The organism is Paenibacillus sp. FW101-FHT12H11, from assembly GCF_058790355.1.
The window spans coordinates 50,617-67,381 of the sequence record NZ_JBYTCO010000015.1; the positions used below are offsets into that span (position 1 = coordinate 50,617).

Here is a 16,765-nt window from a genome sequence, read left to right on the forward strand (position 1 = left end):
TGCGTGGTTCCCGTAAAATTATTTTATTATCCAGGCAATTGAGCCACATTTAGTCATATAAATAGGGGAAAGCAGTTCGAAACTCTTGAGGAGGATTTATACAAATGATGTTACCGAGTGAAAAGTATTTCGGTATGTTTGAGGCGGTTTTTTTATTTTACGGAGCCATGCCTACAGGCGTTACTGTTTCTGAAACCGGGCGTATTTTCATTTGCTTTCCCAAATGGGGAGACGACGTTAAATTTACGGTGGCTGAAATCGTACACGATACATTACAGCCTTATCCTAGTTTAGACGCTAATGTGGTAAGCCCATCGAATATCACAACGTCCCTCATTAGTGTCCAAAGTGTCGTTGCTGATGGAAATGGTACGCTTTGGGTATTGGATACAGGAGCTCCTAATTTCTCAGAACCCATCAAAGGGGGGGCGAAGTTAGTTGCTGTTGATTTAAATTCAAATACTATAAAAAGGGTATATACATTTACGGAAGATGTTATCCTGCCAACCACGTATCTGAATGATGTCCGAGTTGACTTTCGTGTTGGTAAAGCAGGATATGCTTATATAACGGATTCGTCTTCTCGAGGACCAGGAGCCATTATTGTCGTTGATTTAGAAACCGGTTATGCCTGGAGACGGTTAAATGGGGCAAGTTCAACTTCGCCCGATCTCTATCTCTTACCGAAAGTTGAAGGTAAAATCCTGATGAATCGAAACCAAGACGGATCTACTTCACCCTTTAGATTGGCATCCGATGGTATAGCGATTTCCCCGGACGGCAAGATGTTGTATTTTTGTCCTCTCTCCAGTCGTCATCTGTACTCGATTTCAACGGAAGCCCTAAGAGACCGAACAATCCCGGATATGAAATTACAGTATCACGTGAAGTATTGGGGAGAAAAAGGTGCTTCAGATGGAATGATCACCGATGCAAAAGGAAACGTTTACGCTGGAGACTATGAAAACAATAGTATTCGTAAGATATTGCCGAATGGATTAATGGAAACCATCGCACATGATCCGAGAATTTTATGGCCGGATACTTTTTCAATTGGTGCAGATCAATACTTATATTTCATCGTGAACCAATTACATCGGCAGGCAAGATTTCATTATGGAAATGACCTGCGGCAGAAGCCTTATAGTTTACTCCGTATGAAAATAGACGAGCCACCTGCTCCTACCTTTTAGTAAATATTTCGCTTTACAAAGTTGACTCTAATTGCACTGAAAATGTATTTATGACTAGCTTCTGTAAGTCCCCTCCAAATGCTAAAAGGGTAGCCGTGACAGGGACGGAAACACAGACCGATCGAAAGAGGTCCGAACAGCGGATCTCTGGAATATCTTCACAATTAACTCGTCCACTTCATCAATGATTTGGCATACCTTTTCATATTCTTCTATCAGGAGTCTCAGTTCCCATTTGGCTTCCTCAGGGCAATAGTATCCCCGACTTTATGTCTGGCGAGTGATAGAAGATTTTCAGCCTTATTCCTGCCTCAGAAACCACTCGGTCTAACATGTGCTCCCCCGAATGAACAAGATCAACCAATACCGTAAAAAATATGCATTAGATCCAGTTTAACATATCCCAAATCAATGAGTAATGAGGAAGTTATGATTTAGTAAATTCAGTTAGATGGACAGCGGAGTGCTTGGAAATTGGCACGCTCCGTGCGGAGCAGGGGAAAAGCTGGAGATAACATCAAATGCTTACCTATTGCAAACCGATAGCTTCATAACAAAGATCAAACAGGCTGCCTGTGATAAACTCGGTGGCCTGTTGTGCTAAAGGGAGGTTACATTAATGATACAGTGATGGAATTTATTTATTTATTTGGATATTCAACATTAATCTATTGGACATGTGTTATTATGAATACAGGTCCGGGGAAATATTGCCCTAGACTTTTTTATTTGTATCTCTATTTTTACTTGGTCAGCTCCATTAAGATAAAGGACAGTTTTCTTCAAAATGTTATGTTGAATTTGGTGAATGCACAAATACAGTACGCTATTAAGTCACTTCTTTAAATTTATTTCTTCTGCTGGAGTAATGAGCAAGTAAATAAATGATGAATTGAATTGGGACTGAGTAGCTAAATTTCCAAATTTGCGGTTCATAAATCTTAAGCCATGTGATAAATGGTTCTGCAACGTACGAAGTAAGAAGTGCAAAAAGTATTGCTTTAAGGTAAGGATTAGTTTTAGGTTTTATTTGTATAAGAAACATTACCGAAACTGGCATTAGAGTTATATCCCATGGAAAATAAGTTGGAAGTAATGGAATAACATTAAATCTATAATGCCAAAATCCTAACTGATCCCCAAGAATGTCGAGAATAAGTGAGATAACTATGACGAAATATCCAATGTATAGAATTCGGTCAGTACTATGTTTATCACGTAAGAAAATCCAAAGTATCCAAGGAAAAATGGATAAGAATACGCCGAACCACCATAAACCTGAATAGAGAACGTATGTTTGCCAAATTTGGACTCTTTCATGAATCAATGTTTGAACTTGATTAACATTAGCGTCAATAAGTTCAATAATTTGTTTTTTTTCCATTAACTAACACTCCTTTACGGAGTTATTATTTTCAGAGTAAGGATATTGTTATACACAATGTATAATTAAACCAAAATTAAATTCTTTCTTGGGATTAAGCTAAAGGGGAACGTTTGTTCAATAAACACACCAGTGGGAGGCTGCCAGCAATCGGCAGCCTTCATTACGTTAACGGGCAGCATGAGAAACGATGCATGGTTTTTTATGTATTGAGGGAAAATACCACTAAAGGAATATAACGAAAAACAAAGGAGAATTATGATGAAAGAGGAACATCAAGTCGGATTATCATCAACTGAAATTGCATGGTTATGGTCAACTTATATCAGTGATAGTATGTCCATTTGCTTCACAAAGCATTTTCTGAAGTACGTGGAACGCGACAGGATAGATGTAAAAATGCTTCTCGAAAAAACGCATGCAGTATCCGAGAAACAAATGGAGGAAATAAGAAACATCTTCAGCAGAGAGAATTTCCCTATCCCAATGGGTTTCTCCGATCAAGATGTAAACTTATCAGCACCTTCCTTATTTTTTGATTTATTCTCGGTAAGTTATGTTTACGGAATGACTCGAATAGGTTTGGTGAACTATGGAAAAATTATTTCAAACGTGGTGCGTAAAGATATTCGACTATTTTTCTCCCATTGTCTGGAATCCACAAACGAACTGTATAACACAGCGATTGAGCTCATGTTAGAGAAAGGAATCTATGATCGCCCACCTATGATTCCATATCCAGACCATATAGAATTTATTCATAAGAAAGAATTTTTCATTTCCAAGTGGTTGGAAAAAAAGCGTCCCCTAAATGTAATAGAAATATCAGAAATGTTTTTCAATATTGAACGAAATTATTTTGGATTAATTTTACTAACAGGATTCATCCAAGTCGTCAAAGATGAAAAAATTAAGAAGCACTTAATCAATGGGAAACAATTAGCCCAAATGCAAATTGAATTTTTAAATAAGACTTTTATGAATGATGATCTCCTCGGGACTATTATGGTTAATTCCGAAATATCTACTTCCACAATTTCGCCGTTTTCCGATAAGCTGATAATGTTCCTAATTACAACGCTAAATACACAAGGTATAGCGTACATTGGACATGCTTTATCAACTTCTTCGAGGATCGATCTTGTAAAAGAGTATTCTAAAATTATCCCTGAGATACTGCAATATGGAAAAGACTCGCTTGATATCATGATTGAGAATGGATGGCTTGAAGAGGTTCCGCATACGCCTGATCGAAAGGGACTAGCAACTCAACTATAGGAACCCCATTGAGTTAACGGGACACGATAGTTAAACGGAACACGGAGCCGCTAAGCTCTACACATTATTTTTTAGATTTTAAATAACGGAGAATTTCCTTGGCGGCTAGATGGGCAACCAACTCATTCTCCGAATTGAGTTTCGCCTCTAACTCTTTACAAACTTTCTCGGAAAGTTCATTATTATCTACCGGGATTGATATTTGAAGTATGGAGTCATTCGATTTTAACTCCAAAGACTTTAATTGATACCTCGGTTTGCTAATATTATGAAGAACTGTCATCCAAAACACCCTTTCTAATTTCTAAAGCACAAGCTATATAGTTTTTCGTTGGAATTTGTGAAATTGAGTCCTTTTGGGTGTTTGAGATTCTGATTGAGGAGATTAGGTAAGTTCTCTAACATTATTATGATTTATTTGGATAATGTCATTGTTAGTATTTCTTGGTCAACCTTTCTGTACTGTGCAATCCTTCTATGGATCAAACCTGCAGGAATACTTCAGTTCCTGATCAATTTCTGCCACAATTATTTTTAAAATTCCAAGCGGAAGTCATGTTATATGTGGAAGATGGCGCAATTCTCATGATTGACAACGGATGGTTGGAAAAACCACCAGAAACAGTTGACCGTAGTAAATTCTTAAAGAAATAAGTTCTAAACCTGAGAATCGTGTTCGCTCGACGGGCACGATATTTCACAGTAAGGGAGCAGAATGCCGCGGGCTGGCAGCTGTTCCTTTTTGATTTAAGTATGGACAGGAGCTGCTGCCCCAATTCTTTATTGGAGTTGAACAAGCCGTCATCTATATCTTCAACGGGAGCTACGAGTACCACCCGAAACTGCGTAGCAATCGTTATTACGACAGCTATTTTGGAGCTTTAACATCAATTTAATCTCGATACCATCCCTCGCTCTGATCCTTTCGTTATTTCAACTAGGTTGGTATTGGATAGTTGGGTTTATCACTCTACTAGCAGGGATCGAGTTGCTTTTCGTCGAACTGCAGATCTATACGCAATATTGGTGGCGGATAGGATATATTCATGGGGTCTTCTGTTTTACTTCCCGTTGATAAAAAAGATGCTCAAGTCCTGGACCGTCCAGTTCTTACCGTTTAGGCGAGAGGAGAATCCCCTAGATTGTGACTCTACGTCTCCAGTTCTGAAACAGGTAGCCTCAGATGTAACAAACTCAGAGATACAGCTGCGTGGATAACCGTATCTCAAATGTGGACAAATTTTTAGCCTGTTTATGCTTTGATCTATATTTATTAGACCACGGGATCTTACTCTATTTCAACTTGGAGGATACTTGCACTATATGAGTAGATACGAAAAACATTTCTATACAAAGCCTGATAATAATTTTTTTGAAATGAATTCACTCCTTAGTTCGATTATAACCCCCATATTTGCATTTGTTTGGGTGAAGTTAAATCCAGAATTACCAGAACAACTTAAATGGGGTTTTATGGTATTTCCGTTACTATTCATTTCTTTTTACTGCTTAAAATACTTAAGTCAATTTTTCAGACGTAATCTGGAATATTTCCTACAGGCGGCATATTTCCTTGTTAGCTCTTTTGTTGTTTACCTTGCCTATTTTTTTAATTATTCACAATCATATTCCATTCTTCTTTCGATGGTCGTATTTTATATTGCCTTAACCTTTAATAAAATGAGCACGTTAATATACTATCTAGTGATAATCTTAGCTTTAGTGGGATTATCAATTTATTATGAAAGGGATTCCAAAAGTGGCTTGATTGTTGGCATGTGTTTATTTGTCTTCTTTGTCATTGCCATCTATAATCTATACATTCGAAACCGGGATCAGAGAGCACTTAAAGTACTGGCTCTATACGACGATGTAACGAGACTTCCCAATAGGCACTTTCTAGCTAAATTTCTCAAAACCAGCTTAGACTCTAAGCCACTAGCGCTGCTGTTTATTGATTTAGACAAATTTAAAATCATTAACGATACAATGGGACATAACTTTGGTGATTCTGTCCTGCAGAAGATTTCTAAGGAGTTAAAAGAATGTTTGCTTGAAAATGATTTTATTGCTCGGTATGGAGGCGATGAATTTATTATTGTTCTTGAGAATGCAGGGTATGACCGAGCAGAACAAACTGTACAGCAAATTATGAAACGGTTTTCCAATCCAATAAGTGTTGCAGGACAAATCATTGAGAGTACGGCCAGTATTGGAATCAGCTTATATCCAGTAGATTCTTTCGACGTCGATTCATTGATACAATATGCTGATATTGCCATGTATCATACAAAAACTCGCGGAAGAAATAATTATTCTTTCTATATGCCCGAGATGAGCAAAGTGATTTTCAGAAAGCAACAGTTGGAGAATGGGCTCAAGCGCGCGCTCCAAAATGGTGAATTTATCGTTCATTATCAACCGAAAATCGATTTAACAACCAGTGGAATTTCGGGTGCCGAAGCTTTATTACGATGGGTTCATCCCGAATTTGGGTTGGTATCCCCAAATGAATTTATTCCAATTGCAGAGGAATCCGGTATGATTATACCCATTGGAGAATGGGTTCTAGAGACGGTATGCAAACAGAGCAAGATATGGCAAAATTCCGGTTTGCCAACTATCAATATCGCTCTAAATGTCTCGCCACTGCAAGTAAAACATAATGGTTTTATCCGTTCCATTCAAGAAGCACTCAATGAAAGCGAATTGAACCCCAAATATCTTGAACTAGAAATTACCGAGAGTGTGTTAAGAGATGCTGGGGAATTAAAAATGGTATTAGATGCACTAAAGCCAATTGGTATAAAATTGGCGATTGATGATTTTGGTGTTGGATACTCTTCATTAAGTATGCTTCAGCATGTGGTGATCAATAATTTGAAAATAGATATGTCATTAATCAAAGACATACCTGAAAGTTCAAAGGCAGGAGCAATCGCAAAAACCATTATTGAAATGGGAAAAAATCTGAACTGCAATATCACTGCTGAAGGAGTAGAAACAAAGGAGCAATTCGATTTCTTGAGGAAAAATGGCTGCCATTTTGGACAAGGTTTTCTTTTTAGCCGTCCATTGGATGGAGCTGAATTTGAAAAATTACTAAGAAGTTGGAAATGACGGATTTAATCATCATCCCGTATTAAGTCGCGTATATCGCGGCTTTTTTAATATTATGACATCAAGTTCTTGCCATCCTAACGGGCAGTAGAGAGTGATAGTTCAACAAATATGAATATCAGCTGAAGCTTTGAACTCAACAGATGGGATACGCTAATTCATACCAAACACCACAGCAGCCATCAAAATGATCGGCAGCCTCATTAAGCTATCGGGCAGCGTAACAAAGATTAACCTTTTAACTAGATTACTGATAGGCGATTTGAAATAAAAGAAGCGACAGCCTTGAATCTTAAATACCCCTGGCAACCGCTGTTTAATTATGTTTCCTAGTCTTATCCCTAAATGTTATCAGATGCTTAATTTTCTCGTAGACAAAAATAGACCATCTTGGTGCTATCTTCTGAAAATCATTACCATCCTTTTCGACTTTTGGTATTGCGCCACGTAATGAATACAAAACGTAACCTTCTCTCAATTTCCTAAAAGTTATCCTTTGAATCTCCTTTCTTGTCTTGCCAGTGACATCTACGTATAAAGCATCATCTGTCATTCTTCATCACCTCAAACAACATTATCAGAGATAGGTCAAGGAATGTCACATTAAGTTTAGATTAAAAACAAATTCATACTTTTACTTCGATACATTTTTTACAGTTAAGCTAAAGGGACATGATAGTTTCATAACAAAGACCAAACAGGCTGCCTGTGATAAACTCGGTGGCCTGTGGTGCTAACGGGCAGAATAGTGATTTAATACATCTTCCAATGTACAATTTACGCATGTATATAAGCTCATATGTTGGATAAATTAAACATAAAAAGAAACCTATAAAGATCGTGCACGAATGGTAATGTAGATTAATCCTGAAATTAAGCAGGTTAAATAAATCAACATCAAATAACCACTCGATGGGTCATTTAAAGAAATCAACGAAAGACTCATTAAGGCAAGAATTACTATGGTTACAAGCGGAATGCTTACAGGGAGAAATATTGTTAGGAGGCATTAAAATGGATTTTAAACAATATTGGAATCAAATCCATGAGAAACAGGAAGAGGTAAATTCGCAGATAAGTTCTTATTGGAGTAGTTTTTCGGATATGGGTGATTGGCAATTTTGGGTAGTTACTTCCTTGTTGGTGGTACCCCTTCTATTGCTTTTCTTTATAGTAGATCGAAAAAGAATTTTTGAAATATTTTTCTTTGGATATACAGTACATATGATCTGGACGTACATCGATATTGCACTTGGAAGAACCGGTTACTTCACTCACAAATACTTTTTAACTCCTGTATTACCGAATGCATTAAATATCACCGCCTCGGTACTTCCAGTTGGTTTTTTGCTTTTGTATCAATATTGTACCAATAAGAATAAAAATTTCTATTTATACACCTTGTTGTTAAGTGCAGCTTTTGCATTTGGTTTCGCAACAATTGAAAAGTATATAGGGTTTGTTGAATTTAGAAAAGGAATGAACCAATTTCACCTATTTATTATCGACGTTGGAATAGCATATATTGCGTACTGGTTTACTAAGTTACTTCTAAAAGTAAGAGATAAGAATAATAATTGGAACCGTGAATTAAACTTTAACAATCCTTTTAAAAAGAAGGCACGATAAAAAGTGCATCAAGGTCGCCCTTACGGAACAAAACTTGAACTAACGGTGAACTATAGTTAAGGAGTTTGCTCGCTGCAACTCCTTTTTTTGTTTTTTATTAGCTGGCAGAAAAACCAATTACCATTTATTACTAAATCCATCGTCAGGAGTGACTTGTTGTAATGAACGATAGTTGAACAAATACAGCGGCAGTCTAAGACTTTATTTTTCAAGTCTTGATCTGCCGCTGTTTCATTTTTATAGTCAGTCTAATACTTATTTTTCGAAGTCTGACGATTTTCAATCCTCATAACCCCCGTTAGATCAAGTCTTTCAGTCTAGAACTTTATATTCACTGGATACTACAGAATGTTTTTATGAAGATACATGCCAATTTAGATACTTTAAAAGACGATCAGAAATTGCAATCTATCAGATTACTCGAAATAGTATTGTCGACTATTTTAGGAAAGAACAACTTCAATTGAAAACTGATCTGCCCGAATTGTCCATAGGGCAAGATGAAGAAATGAATGAAGCTGTAAAAGAGTTATCTGCATGTCTCCGCCCCATGATCCAGGGACTAACAGAAAAGTATAGGCAAGCACTTGAACTCACTGAATTAGGCGATTTCACACAAAAAGAATTAAGCGATCAGTTGGTATCTCTATCTCTGGTGCAAAGTCTAGAGTGCAGCGCGGCAGAGAGAAGATAAAAGAGCTCTTGCTTAATTGCTGTACTTTCGAGCTTGGCCGATTAGGTAATATTATTTACTACACTTCCCGTGGGACTTCAAATACAAAGTGCAGTTCATCAGATTGTTGTTAATTAAGTTTGATTTGCGTCCTTTTTTATTAACGTGCGTCTCCAAAGATGTAACACACTTTAATGATTAAGGGAGGAAGAAGAAATGAATAATCAAGTTAATGAAGATCAAGGAAAATGTTGTGAGGGAGCACCTAGCGAGGCAAACGAGTGTTGTGTAGAAGATTCTAATAAAAAAAATAATGAGCTGGGTTGTTGCAATCGTGATTTGAGTCCCGTTCTAAATAAGACTACTTCAAGCTCCTGCTGCTAGTAACTTATCTTAACGAAAGGCCGTAAATAATTTCATTTCACGGCCTCTCGATTAATTCAGAAGGTACGGAGTTAGTTAAGAAAATCCCTATTTTTAAAAGAAAGGTACTACTGCCGACCGTCTTCTTTAAAAGAATGGGGGAAAAGAACATGGCAACAGAATGGATATATCTTGAGTTTTTGGTACAATCCAAATAATCACTCATCCCATTTAAGATCATCATATGCTGTTTTCTTTTTAGTAGCATTCACTCTATAATTAGCTAATGAAATAGTATTTCCGTAATTAGTACTATCTAAAATAGCTTCTTGTTTCTTATCTATTTTTTCGTCAAACCAGTTATATAAATAAAGTGGGTCGGAAAACAATGTATCTAATGATCTTTTAACAATGTCATTATGCTTGAAATCTTTATTATTAACATTCAAAACATCCACTAGTTTGTTCTGATCGTTAGCACTGTATCTAAGTAGCCTAAATAATGCGTCCTCGTAATTTTTGCAACGATTTATCAAATCTTCTTGATTGATCTTTTTTTGATTTAATTCATCAGTCAGTTGATCATTTTTATTTTTCAATGCTTTTTCTCTTTGAAGGCTCTTCTCTAAAGCTGTTTGTAACGGTAATAAATGCTTTATCAAGTCCTCTTCTTTTTTGTATGTATCAACAATGTAATAAACATTAGCTATAGGTACATTTTGATCCAAATCAGCAACGTGATTATTTGCGAATAGTTTATTATTTTCATCGATCAATTTTCTTCCAAGAAAGTCACTTTTTCTCCAGAAATCCTCTTTAAAAAATTCATTAAATTTACCCTCTGTATATAACTCATGATTAAAACGGAACATTTCCATATAACGTATTTTCCCAGCAATACCATGTTCCTCACGGTATTTTGTAATCATGTCTTTTAGTTCCCTTATTTCAGAGTCTGAAAATACTCGAGCTTTTCTTGCCATGTAACATTACCTCTCTAACAAAACAGCACTTTTATATTTCGCTATTTGGAATAGTAGATCATGGATTTCGTTTGATGTTGTTTTTAAGCTTTGCATAATTTTGGGGTTGAACTCAGATATATCTTCAACAAGTGTTTCCTTATGTAAGTTAATCAAGAAAGCAGCTAACTCTACAACCTTATCTCGTTTAGACTTTATTATATTTAGAATCATAAATTGCACCTCTTTAGCAACTAACTCTTCAGGTTCAATCCACCATTTTGAACACAGTACATGTTCTGATGCTTCACATGCCATATTCTCATCTGTACAATAACCAATCTTCAGAGGTGATCGAAAATCTGAAAACGGTCCAGACCAAATACGTTTTTTTATATCCTCAAACTCAATTAACGATTGAGCCTCCTGTTCATCCTCAGAGAAGCTTTTTTCAAAACTTCTCATAAGTGTATCAATTTGTGAATCTATAAAGTATTCAACATGATTCACATAGTGGTATTGAGCTTGGATCGTAGAGTGCCCTCCCAAACGAGCAATTTCGATTGGAGAAACGCCTTGCATCATTAATGAAATAAAAGCAAAATGACGTGTATCATTTGGTCTTACCCTATCTGCTTTCTTAAAGTATACTTGATATTGACCATATAATATTTCATCATAAAACAATTCAATTAATTTGCTCAAATTTGAGTTTGTGAATACGTTCTTAAATATTTTTCTATAGTATCCACCAAATTTCCCACTCTTTTGTTTTTTCTTCATTTCAGCTAAATGCTCGTATGAAATGAATGTAGTGGTTGTATTATCATAATTACTAGTAGCTAGTTTATAACCATTTAAAAAATTGTACATTTCTTTTGTCAATGCGATAGTATCAGTTACGACGCTTTTACCTGCTCGTTTTTTCAATTTGGTTTTGACTTTTTTTCTAGGAAGTTTTATGTAATAGTTATTATCTGATGGATGAAGACAATCTCGGTCCATCAAACAAAACTCCGAAGGTCTCATCGGAATAATATTTGTAAGTTTCCACCAAGCATAGATTGGGAAAAAGTAATCGTTATAAATATTTTCTCCATTCTCGCTTATTTCCTTAAAATACCTTTCGAGATATGATGAAAATTTAAGAGCTTGTTTTGAAGACGGTAAACTTCTTACTTCATTCTCGAGATTTAGGTTTCGAAGAACGGGAAGCAATTTTTTATTGTAATGTTCTTCCTCCTCAGCATCAACATAACTAAGAAAGCTTAGTATAGCTTTAATAAAAATATATTTTGTTTTATCAGTTACATTTAATTTTAACAATTCCTCTTGTAGTCTTTCTGAATGTTCCTTTACAAATCCACTGGTTAATTTCAATGTCGCTAGGAGGTAAGAAAATAATGTTCTTACTGAAGCCGGTATTTGATAGGTTAAATTTTCAGCAAACCAACACTTCACCATAAGTTTGCAATCAGTTGAATTAAAATAATTATTAATAAAAATATAAGTATCAATTTCTTCGAACGAAACATATATTCGAGTATATTGATTTTCATTTAAAAATACCCAAACATCATCTTCAAATTCACCTTTTAAAAGTACATTATTTGCTCTTAAATCTTCTAAGATTTCCTGAGCCATTAACATACTACTATTTAAATCAAAAATTTCATCAATTATTTCGTAATCTTCAATATTACTCAAATCAAATTCCGCCGACATAATTTTGCCCCTAAATATTTAAGTTATGGTTTTTAAATGGTCAATTGATTCAATTTCTTTGAGAATATCTTTGTAGTCCTCAAATGCCATACCTAAAAAATTAAATACTACCTCTTTACCGAATCGTTTACACGCTTCTTTTAGTAATAGATTTCGCGAATAAAAGATGTTTGCGAGTCTCGCTTTTTCAGCAGGATACACTTGATGTTTTAATTTCTCTGAAAAGTTTTGAAGAATTTCTAGTACACTTAGTGCCAATGTTGATAAAGCATAATAGTTTGGGATTGAATACTGACAATCTAGACAACTAGTATTGGTCCCAATTTTTAAACAGTTCGGAGAAACTAAACACTGAACATGTTCTTCCTTACTGGGAAGTTCCTCGTTATATAATTTCTGAGTCAAACTTAAAATTTCATCAAAACTCATTTCAAAAAGTTTCTCCCTAATTGACTTCCTTTCTTGCTGTAGTTGATTTAAAAAGCCAGCAGTAGCTTGAATTTTGTGAATATCCCCGAATCGGTCTAAAATTGTTTTTATTTCCCTGGTACGCATATCTTTTTCTACTTTAATCATTGAACGATTAGAACGATTTACTAGCTCCATTAAATCACTATGAGAATTCTCTGACCTTCCAGTTAGTAATTCACTTAGAAGACTTGGTATATAACCAAAATAGTCTCTTGAAAATAGTTGTCTGGTAAGAAAATCAAGTTGTTCTTGTTCTAAATGGATATAATATCTTTGGGTGGTTTCTTTGTCTACATGTACTCGTAGAAATTGAGATAATTCTAAAGAAACGCCACCATCGCCATTATTTATTGCTATATAATTTAGGAAACTAAGTACTGTACGATTCATTTTCCTTGAACCAAATTTAATGTCACTATCAAAGCCCTTAAAAAAAGCATTTCTGGATCCAGTGGAAAACTTTCCATTCTTGGTGTTAAAATGAATTATCACTTTAGATCGATTGTCATTTTTATCTTTAGATTTAATTGAAGAACTATAAAACATCCTTGTTGCTAATTCACAAATTACTGCAGCTGTGGCGAAAGACTTTGCGAGATCCTTTGAATAAAAAAATTGATTAAACACTCTTTTAGTTTTGATTTTTGAAACCACATAAGATCCAGTAAACCCCGATTGAACAATTCTATCTAGAATTTTTATCGCTAATTCATCACTAAGCTCATTTTCTTCAAGCCATTCAAGACAATCTACAGAGGTACCCCTTAAGTCGATTCTCGGAAAGTTACGAACGTCACTATCTCTCCATCCATTTGTCAAATGAACTAATATGTAAAGCCAACTTGATGCATAACATTTAGATCCTCCACCTAATTTGAGATCATCAATTGCGTTTTTCTTATGAAATTCAGTTTTTCCAACATACTTGTGAATGTGTAAGTATTCATCAAAAGTATAAATTGAATTATTAACTTCTGGTTTCCCATTCTGCATTCGCTTGGGATTGATAATATCAGTTAATTTAAATATTTTAGTTCCATTTTTTTCTCGGATTTGATCATATAATTGAACTATAAAATAGTAGATAAATGCTCCATACATGTTGGGAATTTTTCCAAAGAACAAATTAATATCATTAGCATAAAAATTATAAATTTCCTTTTCCTGCGTGAAGTTAATAAGCTCCTCAGTGATTCCAACTAAAATATTGACATAAGTATCGATATCTGATCTGTTTCTTGTTTTTAAATCTACGCGAACATAATCGTCCCAGAGGTTTCCAGTATTCGTAGCCTCTTCAGAAAATGATAGCATTTTAAATTTGATTCTATGGGCATAAGTCTCATAGGGTTCTTCAAATGAGGCTAAATAAATTATTTTATCTTGATATTCTTTAATAATATTATTTACTTCCGAACGTTTATAAAGATACATGGAAAAAGGAACGTGACCATTAACTAAAGTTGGAGTATCGATTCGCTTTTCTTTATCCATCAATCTCATAAGATTATCAAATGTAATAATTCCATTCGCTTCGCGTTCACAAAACTCAAGTAATTGCTGGTTAGAGAAATAATTTTGTAATATATCATCTTGCTTTATTTTGAGTCTATGGATATCACTTTTCAAAAAATAAAATGTTCTTTTTATTTTAATTCTTTTTAATTCCTCTTCTTTTATTATTTGATTAAATAATTCTCTATACCTCTCATTGACATTTAGGATTTCCTTCGCTTCTTCCGTTGTATAATACATACTTATACTTTCTTTTTCTTCAATGACTTCATTGATTAGAAGATCTACAGCGGTTTTACTATATAAAGTTGAATTTATTCTGCATAGAGACGAAACTATAGCAGGGGCAGATATAGTCGTTATTCTCTTGTCTTTTCTAACTTTACGGATGAAAGTATCATCATTTAGAAAATCACTCAGTTTTTTATTGAAAACTTCTTTCAATTGCGAGGATGAGTAATAATTCTTAGAAATGTATTCTTGTTTCTTCTTTATTTGAAAAATATCTTCTTTTGCAAAATACTTTGTACCATACTTTTCAACAAATTTTGGTTCCAAATCTTCTTGTTGTTGAATGATGCCCCAAATATGCATACTGATGATACCGAGGCATTCCCATACTTCCATTAAAGAAAAGTAATTCTCAAATCGGTTCTCCCCTAATCGGGTTTTAAGTTGTTCGATTTCTTCCCTAAGAAAGAAATTTTCTTTTTTTCCAAATAAATTTATTTTTCCTATTTTCTCTTTTTTTTTGATTTTTCTCCAAGTAGATTCTGACAAGTTTAATATTTCCAAAACTTTTTCTTGTGTGTAATAATTATCAGTACACATTCTTGCTTTTAGATTAAGAATTTCTTCTTTATAAAAAAAAATATGTTTCGAACCATCTACTCTCTTAAACCTAACGATATTTTTTTTTTGCAATATTTGTAGATACGACCTTGAAATACAGAGTTCTTTCATTACTTCTTTTGCTGTAAAGGAATCATTTATTCCCATTGGATACATTATCTCTAAACCTCTCTATATTTTTGATTTCTCCAAGTGAATCTTGCTCTAATTTTGCAAATTCATTTATATAACCTCTGATTTTTTCTATAGTATGTTTTTCATCTACATATGAGAGAGCCGACATGATATTTCTATCGCCTCTTGCTAAAGCAATTTGTGTGACTGACAAATGCATATCTATTAAAAAGTTTGTATATATACCTCGACCAATGTGGGTAGACCATCTGTAGTTTTGTAACAATAAATAATCTTCATATCTATTATTTGAAAGAAGTTTCTCAAGAAAGTAATTCTTAGCCTTTGTAAACCGTGAGTAATAATCATCTTTTGATAAAGGTAGAAAATCTGAATTAACAAACAGTGCATATTTATTTTTATGTTTACTAACATGGCTTTCATTTCTTTTCAAATGCTGCTCGTAAACTGCCTTAACTAGGCTACTTGGTAAGATTTGTTGATTACGCGGTCTTTTTACTTGCAGCCCTTGATGTGATGCTAAATGAGGAAATAAGGTATTCTGCCGATCCTTTATCTTAACATGTAAAATTCCATCACTTTGTTGTTCAACTGAACCTTTTATTAAATTAAGGACCTCGCCAAGTCTTAATCCACCATAGATTTGCAAACATACCGCTAATGCAATGTCTGGACAACTTTCCCTTACAGCATTTATAAACTCCGGAACTAAATGCTTTCTATTTCTTCCGAAATCTTTTAATTTATTTAATGGTTCATAATCCTTTTTCGGAAACTTTGTATTTAAATGAGGGGAATTAAAAATAGGTAATCTTTTTATTTGTTTGTTCCTTCCGACAATATATTTGATTTCGTATTTCTCATCTATTAATTTTTGTTCTTGTAAAAACTCATAAAAAGTTTCTAAATAAGTTTTATCATAAGAAACTGTTGAGTATTTAAGTTTTAAGGACGTTCTATACGTAATATACGAACTGAAATGCTTTCGTTGTAATCCCTTCAATCCAAGATCTTTTAAGCTATTGAACCGATGGTTATTATTGTCTATTTCTAAATTAATATAGTTAAGAAATCTCACAACTGCATATGCAGCATTTTTTTGATGAGATTGACTGTATCCTTCGTTATCATATTTAGCAATAACATAACTAGTAAGAGGGTGCGGCAAAGTAATTTTTCTGACAGTATCCTTAACAGCTATAAAAATTGCTTTATTTTTTGAAATTCTAAGTTCTCCATTCCTCCATTCGAATTCTTCAATTGTCTTTTCTCGAACCACAAATTTATAATTGCATACCATATGAATTAATCGAAGCTCCTATTCCGTATGTTTTAAACATTAATTTAAATAATATTATCAAATTAATCCCAAAAAAAATAGATTCGGGATTTATATTAAACCCCATAATAGCGCAATTAAACTGGGTATATGGATGTTTCTTTACTTAAATTATTATTAATCCCA

General features: G+C 34.3%; 12 protein-coding genes. 7 read left to right on the plus strand and 5 right to left on the minus strand.

What is annotated here, in order from left to right; translation table 11 throughout:
• Positions 1–98 precede the first annotated feature (98 nt).
• A complete protein-coding gene (locus AC3WTJ_RS34930) occupies positions 99–1,193 on the plus strand; it encodes an L-dopachrome tautomerase-related protein (RefSeq protein ID WP_492526177.1) in 1,095 nt (364 codons plus the stop codon).
• A gap of 829 nt (positions 1,194–2,022) precedes the next feature.
• On the opposite strand, the gene AC3WTJ_RS34935 is transcribed toward AC3WTJ_RS34930, so the two are convergent.
• The gene (locus AC3WTJ_RS34935) at positions 2,023–2,577 is read right to left on the minus strand and encodes a CBO0543 family protein (RefSeq protein ID WP_492526121.1); all 555 of its coding nucleotides are present in this window, start codon (positions 2,575–2,577) and stop codon (positions 2,023–2,025) included.
• A 261-nt stretch (positions 2,578–2,838) separates the two neighbouring features.
• On the opposite strand from AC3WTJ_RS34935, the gene AC3WTJ_RS34940 reads away from it, so the two are divergent.
• From AC3WTJ_RS34940 to AC3WTJ_RS34965, 6 genes are all read left to right on the plus strand, one after another.
• Positions 2,839–3,855: a DUF3231 family protein gene (locus AC3WTJ_RS34940; RefSeq protein ID WP_492526123.1), complete on the plus strand. Its 1,017-nt coding sequence runs from the start codon at positions 2,839–2,841 to the stop codon at positions 3,853–3,855.
• Positions 3,856–4,332: 477 nt separating this feature from the next.
• Positions 4,333–4,509 carry a DUF3231 family protein gene (locus AC3WTJ_RS34945; RefSeq protein WP_492526125.1) on the plus strand — a complete coding sequence of 59 codons (177 nt, stop codon included), beginning with the start codon at positions 4,333–4,335 and terminating at the stop codon, positions 4,507–4,509.
• Between the two features lie 669 nt (positions 4,510–5,178).
• Positions 5,179–6,975, plus strand: coding sequence for a putative bifunctional diguanylate cyclase/phosphodiesterase (locus tag AC3WTJ_RS34950; protein ID WP_492526127.1), 1,797 nt, complete (start codon positions 5,179–5,181; stop codon positions 6,973–6,975).
• A gap of 1,014 nt (positions 6,976–7,989) precedes the next feature.
• Complete coding sequence (locus tag AC3WTJ_RS34955; RefSeq protein WP_492526129.1) at positions 7,990–8,604, plus strand: hypothetical protein; 615 nt, start codon at positions 7,990–7,992, stop codon at positions 8,602–8,604.
• A gap of 463 nt (positions 8,605–9,067) precedes the next feature.
• On the plus strand, positions 9,068–9,298 hold the full coding sequence (locus tag AC3WTJ_RS34960; RefSeq protein ID WP_492526131.1) for a sigma factor-like helix-turn-helix DNA-binding protein: 231 nt from the start codon (positions 9,068–9,070) through the stop codon (positions 9,296–9,298).
• A 195-nt stretch (positions 9,299–9,493) separates the two neighbouring features.
• The gene (locus AC3WTJ_RS34965) at positions 9,494–9,661 is read left to right on the plus strand and encodes a hypothetical protein (RefSeq protein ID WP_492526133.1); all 168 of its coding nucleotides are present in this window, start codon (positions 9,494–9,496) and stop codon (positions 9,659–9,661) included.
• A gap of 197 nt (positions 9,662–9,858) precedes the next feature.
• Here the strand turns inward: AC3WTJ_RS34965 and AC3WTJ_RS34970 are convergent, their stop codons facing one another.
• Genes AC3WTJ_RS34970 through AC3WTJ_RS34985 form a run of 4 tightly spaced genes read right to left on the minus strand, consistent with a single transcriptional unit; the run spans position 9,859 to position 16,600 of the window.
• Positions 9,859–10,623 (minus strand): hypothetical protein, encoded by a 765-nt coding sequence (locus tag AC3WTJ_RS34970; protein WP_492526135.1) that lies wholly within the window; start codon positions 10,621–10,623, stop codon positions 9,859–9,861.
• A gap of 6 nt (positions 10,624–10,629) precedes the next feature.
• A complete protein-coding gene (locus tag AC3WTJ_RS34975) occupies positions 10,630–12,327 on the minus strand; it encodes a hypothetical protein (RefSeq protein WP_492526137.1) in 1,698 nt (565 codons plus the stop codon).
• A gap of 18 nt (positions 12,328–12,345) precedes the next feature.
• On the minus strand, positions 12,346–15,321 hold the full coding sequence (locus tag AC3WTJ_RS34980) for a helix-turn-helix domain-containing protein (RefSeq protein ID WP_492526139.1): 2,976 nt from the start codon (positions 15,319–15,321) through the stop codon (positions 12,346–12,348).
• Positions 15,299–16,600, minus strand: a complete 1,302-nt coding sequence (locus AC3WTJ_RS34985; RefSeq protein WP_492526141.1) for a site-specific integrase — start codon at positions 16,598–16,600, stop codon at positions 15,299–15,301. The genes AC3WTJ_RS34980 and AC3WTJ_RS34985 overlap by 23 nt, the downstream gene beginning before the upstream one ends.
• Between the last annotated feature and the right edge of the window lie 165 nt (positions 16,601–16,765).